Here is an 11,747-nt window from a genome sequence, read left to right on the forward strand (position 1 = left end):
GGTGTGGTAACCGCCGTTCTATGGGGTCTTGTTGCATGTCAGGGCTACGCCACGCCGTACGCGATCCATCCGTGATCCGCAGAACCGGCACCCACCGTCTCAGCATCCGAGAATGCTGTCAGCCCTGCATTACCGCATGATGCGTCCACCGAGTTCCGGCGAGCGTTCCGGGCTTTTGCCGAGCGAATGGGCATCGAGAGAATCCAGATTAAGGCATGGGCCGAACACGCGCTGGAGCGGACTGAGGTGGCGAGTGACAGTCTTCTCGCGATTCACGCCCACGCGTTAAGCGCTCTGCTCGATCGTACGAGAGCTGACACGAAAGAGGACCGACCTGCCGGGCTTCACCCCATCACACGGCTCCTTCACCATGAAATTCATTACTGGAGAAAGACGGCAAGGGCATATGAGTTGCGTGAGCCATCGGAATGGCGCGTTGCCGAGGTCGTCTGCGCCGCTACACTCTTCGGCGGTCATGGCGCCGAAGCCCAGCGGCGCACTCTCCGGGCACTGCCCGTTTTCGATGGAGAGCCAGGTCACGTGATCGACGGGTACCTGCGCTGGGTCACCGCGCTGTATCCCGGGAGCGATGTTCTCGCCCCGGTCGCTCTGCGCCCCGACAGGATGGGTGAGGAGCATGTCGCTCAGGCTCTCGCACAGCGGCCGGGACTGATCGCCCGGATCGCGCCGTTGCTGGAGGGTTACCAGGTGCAAAGATCGCTAAGTGTACTCGCGCGGACACTGCCGCGTCATCCGTACATTATCCACGAGATCTCTGCCCTGCTCCGCACTGATCCCGAGCAGTTCCTTCCCACGGCGATCCTCGTCGCTAATAAGCAGGAAAGTCCTTGGCTCATGAGCGAGGCGATCAGCGATGCGCTGATAGCGCACAACGATCTGGGACTGGTGGGGCGGATCCGTTTGCTTTTTGGGGAGAGCAGGTTTGGCCCCCTGGCAGATGCCGAACGCGCCCTCGATTCTCGCCGGGACCCCGACGAGACGGACGACCTTGAGTTGTTCCGGCCTTCATCGGTGGACTCTCCGTTTTGCTACGCGGTCGCCTCCGGCTGTTTGTCCGCGCTCAGGTGCGTGGCCGACGGGGAGTTCGCCGACGCGCTGAGGATTCTCGAGGCGCTCCGTGCCGCGATACGTCGCGAAAGGCTTGACTTCGGCTCCCTCCCGCCGGCCAGCAAGGAGGTCCAGATTTGGAACACCGTAATCTCCGACCGACCCATGCACGATGCCTACCAAAGTGGAGATATCGGTATGCGCCGGGAACTCGCCCGGGTCCTGACCATGAGCTGTGACTGCTGGCTTGTGCTTGGCCATCCGGAGCGGGCGTTCGCCCGCGTACAGGACGCGATCGGAATACAGCGCGAGTTGGTCAGGCTGCATCCGCTGGGGGAGTCCGGACAGGTCACGCCCACGGGCGCGATTGGCATAGCTGCTGCCGAGGGTGCCGGATGGATCGCGAGAAGATTCGCTCTCGACCTGGCCGATTCGTACTCCTCGCTCGCAGCCGTCTACCGGCGGACAGGCCAACCAGACCTGGCAGGCCGGTTCCACGCCGAGTCGATCAGCCTCCGCGAGGCGGTTATGGCTGTACCTGTCGAATTAGAGTGCACGATCGGCACAGCGATGGCGGGACTGATCCGCCGACCGTGCCACCTTCTACAGGTCATCCTGCAGGAGGCGTACTCGTTCACCGTGACGTCCTCGACGACTCGCGCTTGTGGGACTACAGCATTCTGACGCTCGGCGGGCTCTGTGGGCACTGGTGGACAAGGGGCAGGTCGACTGAACGCACAATCACCGGGTTCAGGGCCTTCGTCCTGCTGATGGTCTTCGCAAGCCCTGCGATTGGGCGAAATTACAGCGCTGACTCGCGTTGAGCGCGGCAGCGCGAGGTGGCGAGGGCGCCGGACTCGGCCACCGCGCCCTATTCCCTGCACTTCCAACAGGGGTCCCACGGCGAAATCCAGAAGCAGACGGCGACCACGGGCAGGACAGTCGTGGGCATCACCGGTGCTCGTCGACGGAATTCATTGAGCTGAAAAGGGTAAGAAGCCGACTTCGGTACGGTTCTCTCGCTGGCCGTGGTCTTCCCATTCGTGTGACTGTGTCAACGGCCGAGCCCCACTGACAGCTGCTCATTCGCTGCGGGAACCGCCGCGCCTCCCGCTGCCCGGCCTGCGCCGAGACCTACCGGCGCGACATCTTCCACCTGATCCGCTCTGGTCTTCTCGGCGTAGACAAAGGCGTCCCGGAAATCGTCAGAATACACCCGCGCGTCCTGGCCACCCTCACCGCGCCCTCCTTCGGGCCGGTCCACCATGGCCCTGGCAAGGACGGCAAGACCATCGTCTGCCATCCCCGCCGCACCGGCCGGGCCTGCTTCACCTGGCACAAGACCGGACCGCATCGGCCAACCTCTGGACCCCGAGACGTACGACTACGCCGGGCACGTCCTGTGGAACGCCCACGCGGGCGACTTGCGGCGACGCTTCACCATCTACCTCTGGCGGCACATGGCCGCTGCCGCCGGACTCACCCGCAAAGCCTTCAACAACCTCGTACGGCTCTCCTCCCGCCAAGGTCGCCGAATACCTGGCACGCGGAGTCGTCCACTTCCACGCGGTCATCCGCCTCGACGGCCCCCCTGCGGTGCCCTACTGGCCGCTCCGCCCGCCCGGGCCACGGTCGAACTGCTGAGCGATGCCATCGGGTCGGCGGTCACCGCCGTGCGGGTCGAAGCGCCCGGCTACGGGCCACTCGCCTGGGACGAACAAGTCGACGTCGCCACGATCAGTCCCGCCGCACTCGACCACGAAACCGCACTCGGCGAACGCCCCGTGGCTGGATACGTGGCCAAATACGCCACGAAATCAGCCGAGACCTCGGGCACCCTCGACCGCGCCTTCAAGACCCGCCCGACCGGACCTTGCCCACCTCCGACTCCGCGACTGGGCACACATGCTCGGCTTCCGCGGCCACTTCTCGACCCGATCCCGCGGCTACTCCACCGCCCTGGGCGCCCCTCCGCCAAGCCCGTATCAACTACCGCGAACGCCTCCTCAACGACCAAAGGCGGGCCTTCGACCCTGACACCACGCTCGTACTCGCGCACTGGAAGTTCGCCGGTCAGGGCTACACGCCCGGCGAATCCGCGTTGGCCGCCTCGACCAACGGCGGTACCGATGACCAATGGGCACCGATGCGGCACGAACTCTCATTGATTCACGGACGGAGGTAGCTGAGTGAACAAGAAGCCAATCCCTTCGGGCATTGATCGTCTGCTGACGGCCGGTGAAGCGGCCGAGCGGCTGAACACCTCCCAGCGATTCCCACGCCGACTGATCGGAGAGCGCCGGATCACCTTCGTCCGCATCGGGCGCAACGTGCGCATACCTGGGTCGGCGTTGGAGGAGTTCATTCAGGCTGGCGTGGTCGCACCGATCGCCTCTTCGTCCTAGGCCACAGCATGGGAGGCAAGGTCGCCCCGCGGGTCGCCGCCGCCGAACCGTCCGTGGCCGGCCTGGTGCTCCTGGCCGGCGATACCCAGCCGATGCCGCAGGCCGTCGTCCGCATCGTCCGCTACCTCGCCTCGCTGGATCCCGGCCCGGCCGCCGAGGCCGCCGTCGAGATAATTACGCGGCAGGCCGCGATGGCCGACAGCCCCGACCTGTCGCCCGACACGCCCGCCGCGGAGCTGCCGTTCGGCTACTCGGGAGCGTACGTCCTCGATCTGCGCGACTACGACCCTGTGGCGAGCGCCGCCGCGCTGGACAAGCCCATGCTCATCCTCCAGGGCGGCCGCGACTACCAGGTGACGGTCGCCGACGATCTCTCGCCGTGGCGGGAGCGCCTCGGCCACCGGCCGGGCGTCGCCATCCGCGTCTACGACGCCGACGACCACATGTTCTTCCCCGGCTCAGGCCCATCCGCACCCGCGGATTACCAGGCGCCCCAGGACGTCGATGCGGCCGACATCGCCGACTGGCTGGCACCCCGCCAGAACAGGATCGCCCGGCTCTTCGCGGGCTTCACCCGCTGACCGCGATCATGCCGCCATCGTACCAACTAGTCCCGTTCCGGATTATCTACAAGCACGCCGGTTATGGGGAGCAGGTGGGGGCGTTTGGCGGTGCGGCCGTCGCCGGAGGAGCGGCCTTGTAGGCGTCGGGCGAGCCAAGGGCCGAGGAAGGTGGCGATCCAGCGTAGTTCGGTGGCTGCGGTGTGCCAGCCGGTGGAGGTGGCCGCCGGTGGGGGCAGGGGGTGGGTCCAGGAGTCGTCGCTGCCGGGGAGGCGGAGTACGTGGGCGACGGCCGCGGCGATTCGTTCGTGTCCGAGAGGGCTGGCGTGCAGGCGGTCCGGGGTCCACAGTCGCGGGTCGGTGACGACCGGATGGTGAGAGGTTTCGGCGACGGCCACCCCGTGGCGGCGGGCCGCGGCACGGATGCGCTGGTTGAGGGCGGTGACGCGGGAGCTGATCGGGCGGGCGAGCGGGGTGATCCTCGCGACGTCGGGAAAGGTGACAGTGGCCACGCGGGCACCCTGGGCGGTGAGCGCGGCGAACATCGCCTCCAGATGGCCGCCCACCTCGTCGGCGTCGAACCGGGACCGGAGCAGGTCGTTGACCCCGGCGACGACGGTGGCCAGATCGGGACGTAAGGCGAGGGCGGGCCCGAGCTGCTCGGCATGGACTTGGGCGGCCACTCGCCCCCGCACAGCCAGATTGGCGTAGCGGAGACCGGGATTACGCACCGCAAGCTGTTCCGCGAGCCGATCGGCCCATCCACGCAGCCCGCTGACGTCGTCGCCGTCACCGAGCCCCTCGGTCTGGCTGTCACCCAAGGCGACATAGCGCAGGTACTCATCGTCGGGCATGAGCCATCCGCCTTCCCGCGAGATCGCGAGGACCACCCGCTATTTCCCAATAAACCATGATAGTCAATTATATGACTAATCACCCCCTTGACTATGGGTGGGGGACGGGATGCGTGTGGTGGCGCTGCGGGCGGCGCGAGGCGATCTTGGCTGTCCCGCGCGACGTACGACCCGACCTGATCGGCCTGCAGGAGGTGTGCAGCCGCGGTGAGGACAATCTCGCGGGATGGCTCGCAAGACGGCTTGCCGTGACTTGTGGGCGGCGGCATGTTGGGCCAGGGCTCGTGTCCCGGGGATGCCCTGCCGTTGCGTCAGGTGGGGAAACGATCCACGCGGAGGACGACTACTTCATTCTGATGATCCAGAATGAAGTAGATGACCGACAGTCCGTTGTAGTCCCAGACGAGCGTGTTCCCGGTGCCGAGGCTTCGGCCGTTTCCCGGGGTCATGCGCAGGACCTCGTAGATTTCCAGCAGGATGTCGATCTCAGCGTCCGACAGGTCCGCTAGCCGCGCCTCGGCGACGGGACTGCCTATGCGGATGATGTACACCTACAGCTGGACTCCCCGGCGGGCCAGAACCTCGGCCAGCGTCGGTCCCTCTGGACGCCTGCCTGACTGGATCTGGTCCGCCTCGCGGTGCATCAGCTGCCAGTCGTCCCGGTTCCGGGCGCGCGTGGCAATGCGCCACCACCCGGAGAGGAAGCTGTCCAGCGCGGCCAGGTCGACAACGTCGGCGTGGGTGATCGCCTCTAGTTCGGCGTCGAACGCGGCAATGTTGGCGGCGGGCAGCGCGGCACGCACGGCGGTGAACGTGCGCTCGATCTCACGGTTGTGATCTTCATGCCACTGGACGGTCATGACGACGCCTCACCTCCTGCCTAGCACCGGCGTTGACCACAGTTTACCGGGCCGGGCACGGACAGGAACGGGAAACAGCCCGCAGCCCGGTCGATCAAAAGATCAGACAGTTACGCGAGCGGCTCCTTAACGGAGTTCTGATAGGCGTCCCGGTGTCAGCCGAGGATGCCGCGGTCGTAGGCGGTGGCGACGGCGGCGGCGCGGTCGTTGACGTCGAGTTTGGCGTAGATGTGGGTGAGGTGGCTTTTGACGGTGGCTTCGCTGATGAACAGGATGGCGGCCACCTCGCGGTTGGCGGTGCCCTTGGCGACCAGGCGGAGGATCTCGCGTTCGCGGGCGGTCAGGGTGGTGGTGGCGGGGGACCGTACCCGGGAGACCAGGCGGGCGGCGATGGCGGGGGACAGCACGGTGCGGCCCGCGGCGGCGGCGCGGACGGCGGTGAACAGTTCGTCGCGGGGGGCGTCCTTGAGGAGGTAGCCGGTGGCGCCGGCCTCGATCGCGGGGCACAAGGGCGTGCAGGTGGTGGACGACAGGTCTGCCTCGGCGGAGACGGGGTTGGGGTCCCATCGCGGTGACATGGACCAAAATCTGGACCAAACGATAGTGTGTTCGATGGATGAAACTGGTGGTGCGGGTGAAGCTCCTGCCGACACCTGAGCAGGCGGCGGCGCTGGGAGCGACCCTGCGTGCGGCCAACCGGGCCGCGAACTGGGTGTCGGGCGTCGCCTTCGAGCGCAGCCTTCGACGTCACTACGATCTCCGCAAAGCTGTCTACGGCCAGGTGAGAGAGGAGTTCGGGCTCGCGGCGCAGGCCGCCCAGCATGTGATCAAGAAGGTCGCGGACGCCTACGCGACCTTGCGGGCCAACATCCGCGCCGGGAACCTCGGCGAGGCGGGCTCGAAACGGCGGGTGAAAGCCGAGAGCAAGCCGATCGCTTTCCGCCCCGGCGCGGCGCAGCCGTTCGACGACCGCTGCCTGTCGTGGCAGGTCGACACCAGGACCGTCTCCATGTGGACGGTCGCCGGTCGGCTGCGCGGGATCGCGTTCACCGGCTCGCCGCAACAGGTGGCGATGCTGGCCAAACACCGCAAGGGTGAATCGGATCTGGTGCGCCAGGACGGGTCCTGGTTCCTGATCGCCACCTGCGAGCTACCCGACCTGCCCATCGCCGACCCGAGCGGCGGCTTCGTCGGTGTCGATGTCGGGATCGTCAACATCGCCACCACCAGCGACGGCACCCGCCACAGCGGTAAAGCGTTGAACGCCCACCGGTACCGGCAGCGGCGGCTGCGCCGCCGGTTGCAGGCCAAAGCCACCAAGAGCGCCAAACGCCTGCTGAAGGCACGGCGGCGCAAGGAGGCGCGGTTCGCCGCCGACACCAACCATGTGATCTCCAAACGCATCGTGACCGAGGCAGAACGCACCGGACGCGGGATCGCCCTGGAAGACCTCCACGGCATCCGCGAGCGGGTACGGCTTCGCAAGCCCCAGCGGGTCATCTTGCACACCTGGAGTTTCCACCAGTTGGCCACCTTCATCGGCTACAAGGCGGCCCGGGCGGGTGTCGCGCTGGTCTATGTCGATCCGGCCTATACCTCCCAGGAGTGCTGCCGGTGTGGGCATGTGGACAAGAGGAACCGGCCGGACCGGGAAACCTTCGCTTGTACGTCGTGCGGCTTCGCTGAGCACGCCGACGTCAACGCGGCCCGTAACATCGCCAGACGCGGTGTGATGGGCTGGGCAGTGAGTCACGCTGCCGACGACGCGGCCTGACCCGTACACGCCATGTACGGCGAGGAGCCGCAAGCTCGGCCCTTTAGGACTTTGTTGCCCGATTCGAATCGGGCAACAAAGTCCTTCAGAGCCGGGAAGCTGACTCATGGCGCACCAAGCCGAGACGGCGGTGCCGACACCGGGCTCGGACTCGATCTCGACGGAGCCCGCAACGCGTTCGGCCCTGGCGCGCAGCCCGCCGAGCGCCCGGGTCGGCCGCCCGGAAGGACGGCAGCAGGCCCAGGATCGTCAGCAGCAGGGGCGGGAAGGCCACGACCCAGAACACCCCCGCCCGGTTGCGGCCGATGAGGCGGGCCTCGGCTTTGAGTACGGCGGTGGAGGCGGACACGTCAGGTCTCCCGCTCGGTGAAGTGGAGGAAGGCGTCGTCCAGGGTGGGGGTGGTGACCTGGAGCCGGTGCGCGGTGATCTGGTGCCTGGCCAGCAGGGCGACCAGCGGCCCGACGGTCTCGTCGGTGCCGCGCACGCTCACCTGGCCGTCCTCGCCGTGCCGTACGGACACCACCGCGGGCAGCGCGGCCAGGCCCAGGTCGGCGACGGGCCGGGAGGGGATGAAGGTGATGACCGTGACGCCGTCGGTGCGGCGGATCAGCCCGGCGGGCGTGTCGAGGGCGACGACCTTGCCTATGCCTCGATGGTCGCGGGCGGGGCGGCCGCCGGGCATCGCCCGTCGCGCTACGCCCCCATCATCCGATCGGATGATGGGGGCGTACGACCGGGCTCAGTCGAAGCCGAAGCCCCAGGGGAGCGGTTCGCGGTGGAAGAGCCGGCTCGGGACGGCGTCGGCGATCGCCTTGTAGCCGGTCGGGTTCAGGTGCAGGTGGTCGCCGACGTCGTAGGCCGGGAGGAACTGCCGGGGGTTGGCCGGATCGCGCGTGGCCCGGTCGAGGTCGATGACGGCGTCGAACCTGCGGCTGGTGCGGATCCAGTCGTTGACCGTCTGCCGGGCCGCCTCCCGGAATCCCTGCGCGTCGTCGTAGGCGGTGTTGGCGCCGAACGGCGTCAGCGTCGCGCCGTACACCCGGATCCCGTGGGCGTGGGCCCGGACGATCATCTGGTCGTAGGCCGTGATCAGGTCGGCGGCGACCTGCTGCTGGGCGGCCTGGGTGGCCTCGGCCGTGCCGATGTCGTTGACGCCCTCGAACAGGATCAGCCACTCGACCCCGCTCTGCGCCAGCACGTCGCGGTCCAGCCGGCCCAGGGCGTTGGGCCCGAGCCCGTCGTTCAGGACCCGGTTGCCGCCGGCGGCCTGGTTGAGCACCGCCACGTTCGCCGTGTCGTGGCGGGCGTGCAGGCGGTCGAGCAGCTGGTCCGGCCAGCGGTCGTTCATGTTCGTGGTCGAGCCGCGCCCGTCGGTGAGCGAGTCGCCCACGACGGCGACCGCCGCGGTCGTGCTCTTCGACCACACCTCCACGCCGCTGAGGAAGTACCAGTGGTCGGTACGGGTCGCCCCCACCAGATCCGCCGCCCCGACGTGATCACCCGCCAGCAGGTACGACGAGGTCCGGGAACCGGGATGCGAGGTGATGTTGTTGGAGTTCTGCCCCTGGGCCAGATACAACGTCACGGTGAGGTTGGAGCGCGGGGCCACGGTGAAGTTCAGCGGGTCGGAGACCACCTGCGCGCCCACCGGGACGACCACCGAGGTCCGGCCGCTGAACGTGACCGGCCGGATGGTCGCCGGCAGGACCGCGCTGACACCCGCCTGCCCTCCGGCCGGCAGCGCGATGGTCACCTTGGTGATGGGCAGCGCCGTACCCCCGAAGGCGTTGGAGAAGCGCAGCCGCATCTGCTGCCCGCCGACCGAGGCGTGCACGGTCTGCCGCAGCGTGGCGTCGGCGAGCACCAGGTTGTCCTGCGTGAACGGCGCCGGCGGCATGTTGCCCGGCTCGGTCAGCTGGGGCATCGACACCCAGGTGTTGACCCAGTGCCCCGCCATCTTGGGCGAGACGCGCGCCGGATCCTGGGCGCGGCCCTGCTCGCCAAGGGCGCTGAAGGCCGGCGCCGCCACGACGACGGCCACCGCGACGACCGCGGCGATCATGACCCGGACGAGCTGCGACATCCGTTCGGCCGGCTGGGCGAGCAGGGCCGGGTACGGCCGGGCCCGCCTCACCGCCCGACTCCACGGCGCCGGGGGGAGTGCAAAGGTTTCATCGCTGACCCTCCATCAACTCTGTTCCTGACGACGATCGGCCCCGAAAAGTTTCTGACCAGTTCGGAAATATTTCGGGGGCAACGTACGACGCCTGGATCACCCGGTCAATGGGCTCCCCGCCACCGAGCGGAGCTCGCCCGCGAGGCCCTAGCGGCGGCCACCACGCACAGCCTCGGCTCCGGCGAGGTTAGGCCCACTGTGACGAGCGAGACCGACCCGGCGGCCGCAGACCCTCCGTCCCGTGAAACGTTCACCCCCGACGTGGATCAGGTCGTCCGCTTCTCCACCGTGCTGGGCTCGCGCGGCTCCGCCGACACCGTGCGCGACACCCGCGGCTTCGCGACCAAGTTCTACACCAGCGAGGGCGTCTTCGATCTGGTCGGCAACAACATCCCGGTGTTCTTCATCCAGGACGCGATCAAGTTCCCGGACGTGATCCACGCCGCCAAACCGCAGCCCGACCGGGAGATCCCGCAGGCGCAGAGCGCGCACGACACGTTCTGGGACTTCGTCTCCCTGCACACCGAGGCGACGCATCACACTCTGTGGAACATGTCCGACCGGGGCATCCCGCGCTCGTTCCGGACCATGGAGGGGTTCGGGGTGCACACCTTCCGCCTGGTCAACGCCGACGGCGGGACGTCGCTGGTCAAGTTCCACTGGAAGCCGAGGATGGGCGTGCACTCGCTGGTGTGGGAGGAGGCACAGTTGATCAACGGCGTCGACCCGGACTTCCACCGCCGCGACCTCGCCGACGCGATCGAGGCGGGGGCCTTTCCGGAGTGGGAGTTCGGCGTACAGGTCTTTCCCGACACGCCGGAGCAGACCTTCGAGGGCATCGACCTGCTGGATCCGACCAAGATCGTCCCTGAGGAGCTGGCGCCGGTCCAGCCGATCGGGCTGATGACCCTCAACGCCAACCCGGTGAACTATTTCGCCGAGACCGAGCAGGTGGCCTTCCACGTCGGCCACCTGGTGCCGGGGATCGACGTCACCGACGATCCGCTGCTGGCCGGGCGGCTCTTCTCCTACCTGGACACCCAGATCACCCGCCTGGGCGGGCCCAACTTCGCGCAGCTGCCCATCAACCGGACCCACGCCCAGGTCAACGACCTGCTGCGGGATGGCATGCACCAGACCGCCGTGCACGCGGGGGCGGCGCCGTACCGGCCGAACTCGCTGGACGGCGGGTGCCCGTTCCAGGCGGGGATCGCGGCGGGCGGGTATGTCGAGGCGCCGGTTCAGGTGGCCGCGGCGCCCCGGGTGCGGGCCGCTCCGGCGTCGTTCGACGATCATTTCAGCCAGCCGAGGATGTTCTGGCTGAGCCTGTCGCCGGTGGAGCGGGAGCACGTGATCGCCGCCTACACCTTCGAGCTGAGCAAGGTCTACGAGCCGGCGATCAGGGAACGCGTGGTGCGGGTGCTGGGCGGGATCGATCCGCGGCTGAGCGCCCAGGTGGCCGAAGGGCTTGGGCTGCCCGCGCCGGAGAAGCCGGGCAAGCCGGCGTCGGTGTCGGCCAGTCCGGCGCTGTCCCAGCTGGGCGGGACCTGGCCGACCACCGGGCGGGTGATCGGCATCGTGGCCGGTGACGACGATCTCGACGCCGTACGCCGGGTGCGGCAGGAGGTGTTCGACGCGGGCATGGTGCCGCTGGTCGTCGCGGCCGGCGGGGGCGTGCTCCCCGGCGGGGGCGAGCCGGTCCCGGTGCAGCGGATGTTCGCGGCGGCCCGGTCGGTGGAGTTCGACGCCCTGCTGGTGGCCGGCGCGCCCGGTCCCGGCAAGGACGCGCGCGCTGTCCGGGACGCGAAAGCCGCCAACGGCAAGGCCGCCATGGTGATCGATCCGCGGGTCCTGCTGATGCTGCGCGAGGCGTACCGGCATGCCAAACCGCTGGGCGGCTGGGGCGACGCGGCGACCGCGTTCGACGTGGCGGGCATCGCCACGGACGCTCCCGGGATCGTCATCGGCTCCGACCCGGCCGCCGTGCTGGGCGAGGTGACCGACCTGCTCACGCGGCACCGCGTCTGGGACCGGTTCCCGGCGGCCTGA

The 11,747-nt window shown here is 68.4% G+C and carries 12 protein-coding genes; 5 read left to right on the plus strand and 7 right to left on the minus strand.

Annotated elements, in window-relative coordinates; all coding sequences use genetic code 11:
- The first annotated feature begins 186 nt into the window (after positions 1 to 186).
- The 3 genes from ABGB08_RS27500 (at position 187) to ABGB08_RS27510 (ending at position 4,054) form a co-directional block, all read left to right on the plus strand.
- A complete protein-coding gene (locus ABGB08_RS27500) occupies positions 187 to 1,752 on the plus strand; it encodes a hypothetical protein (RefSeq protein WP_347595298.1) in 1,566 nt (521 codons plus the stop codon).
- A 1,505-nt stretch (positions 1,753 to 3,257) separates the two neighbouring features.
- Positions 3,258 to 3,473: an excisionase family DNA-binding protein gene (locus tag ABGB08_RS27505; protein ID WP_347595301.1), complete on the plus strand. Its 216-nt coding sequence runs from the start codon at positions 3,258 to 3,260 to the stop codon at positions 3,471 to 3,473.
- A gap of 8 nt (positions 3,474 to 3,481) precedes the next feature.
- Positions 3,482 to 4,054: an alpha/beta hydrolase gene (locus ABGB08_RS27510; protein WP_347595304.1), complete on the plus strand. Its 573-nt coding sequence runs from the start codon at positions 3,482 to 3,484 to the stop codon at positions 4,052 to 4,054.
- Between the two features lie 26 nt (positions 4,055 to 4,080).
- On the opposite strand, the gene ABGB08_RS27515 is transcribed toward ABGB08_RS27510, so the two are convergent.
- The 4 genes from ABGB08_RS27515 to ABGB08_RS27530 all read right to left on the minus strand — a co-directional run bounded on the left by ABGB08_RS27515 (position 4,081) and on the right by ABGB08_RS27530 (position 6,325).
- The gene (locus tag ABGB08_RS27515) at positions 4,081 to 4,887 is read right to left on the minus strand and encodes an SGNH/GDSL hydrolase family protein (protein WP_347595306.1); all 807 of its coding nucleotides are present in this window, start codon (positions 4,885 to 4,887) and stop codon (positions 4,081 to 4,083) included.
- 311 nt (positions 4,888 to 5,198) lie between these two features.
- On the minus strand, positions 5,199 to 5,438 hold the full coding sequence (locus ABGB08_RS27520; RefSeq protein ID WP_347595309.1) for a hypothetical protein: 240 nt from the start codon (positions 5,436 to 5,438) through the stop codon (positions 5,199 to 5,201).
- Positions 5,439 to 5,747 (minus strand): DUF6247 family protein, encoded by a 309-nt coding sequence (locus tag ABGB08_RS27525; RefSeq protein ID WP_347595312.1) that lies wholly within the window; start codon positions 5,745 to 5,747, stop codon positions 5,439 to 5,441.
- Between the two features lie 155 nt (positions 5,748 to 5,902).
- A complete protein-coding gene (locus ABGB08_RS27530; RefSeq protein WP_347595315.1) occupies positions 5,903 to 6,325 on the minus strand; it encodes a response regulator transcription factor in 423 nt (140 codons plus the stop codon).
- Positions 6,326 to 6,363: 38 nt separating this feature from the next.
- On the opposite strand from ABGB08_RS27530, the gene ABGB08_RS27535 reads away from it, so the two are divergent.
- A complete protein-coding gene (locus ABGB08_RS27535) occupies positions 6,364 to 7,521 on the plus strand; it encodes a transposase (RefSeq protein WP_347595318.1) in 1,158 nt (385 codons plus the stop codon).
- 85 nt (positions 7,522 to 7,606) lie between these two features.
- Here ABGB08_RS27535 and ABGB08_RS27540 read toward each other — a convergent pair whose 3' ends face one another.
- Genes ABGB08_RS27540 through ABGB08_RS27550 form a run of 3 tightly spaced genes read right to left on the minus strand, consistent with a single transcriptional unit; the run spans position 7,607 to position 9,656 of the window.
- Positions 7,607 to 7,870 carry a hypothetical protein gene (locus tag ABGB08_RS27540; RefSeq protein ID WP_347595321.1) on the minus strand — a complete coding sequence of 88 codons (264 nt, stop codon included), beginning with the start codon at positions 7,868 to 7,870 and terminating at the stop codon, positions 7,607 to 7,609.
- 1 nt (position 7,871) lies between these two features.
- A complete protein-coding gene (locus tag ABGB08_RS27545; RefSeq protein WP_347595324.1) occupies positions 7,872 to 8,204 on the minus strand; it encodes a hypothetical protein in 333 nt (110 codons plus the stop codon).
- A 57-nt stretch (positions 8,205 to 8,261) separates the two neighbouring features.
- A complete protein-coding gene (locus tag ABGB08_RS27550) occupies positions 8,262 to 9,656 on the minus strand; it encodes an SGNH/GDSL hydrolase family protein (protein ID WP_347595327.1) in 1,395 nt (464 codons plus the stop codon).
- A 240-nt stretch (positions 9,657 to 9,896) separates the two neighbouring features.
- Here ABGB08_RS27550 and ABGB08_RS27555 point away from each other — a divergent pair, with 240 nt between their 5' ends.
- Positions 9,897 to 11,747 (plus strand): catalase, encoded by a 1,851-nt coding sequence (locus ABGB08_RS27555; protein WP_347595330.1) that lies wholly within the window; start codon positions 9,897 to 9,899, stop codon positions 11,745 to 11,747.

Origin of the sequence: Acrocarpospora sp. B8E8 (genome assembly GCF_039871605.1) — a bacterium.
Taxonomy (GTDB): domain Bacteria; phylum Actinomycetota; class Actinomycetes; order Streptosporangiales; family Streptosporangiaceae; genus Acrocarpospora; species Acrocarpospora macrocephala.

Bases quoted from the DNA above. Each gene is read 5' to 3' on its own strand.
- ABGB08_RS27500 (WP_347595298.1), top strand. From the start codon at position 187: ATGGGCATCGAGAGAATCCAGATTAAGGCATGGGCCGAACACGCGCTG.
- ABGB08_RS27510 (WP_347595304.1), top strand. From the start codon at position 3,482: ATGGGAGGCAAGGTCGCCCCGCGGGTCGCCGCCGCCGAACCGTCCGTG.
- ABGB08_RS27515 (WP_347595306.1), bottom strand. From the start codon at position 4,887: ATGCCCGACGATGAGTACCTGCGCTATGTCGCCTTGGGTGACAGCCAG.
- ABGB08_RS27525 (WP_347595312.1), bottom strand. From the start codon at position 5,747: ATGACCGTCCAGTGGCATGAAGATCACAACCGTGAGATCGAGCGCACG.
- ABGB08_RS27530 (WP_347595315.1), bottom strand. From the start codon at position 6,325: ATGTCACCGCGATGGGACCCCAACCCCGTCTCCGCCGAGGCAGACCTG.
- ABGB08_RS27535 (WP_347595318.1), top strand. From the start codon at position 6,364: ATGAAACTGGTGGTGCGGGTGAAGCTCCTGCCGACACCTGAGCAGGCG.
- ABGB08_RS27545 (WP_347595324.1), bottom strand. From the start codon at position 8,204: ATGCCCGGCGGCCGCCCCGCCCGCGACCATCGAGGCATAGGCAAGGTC.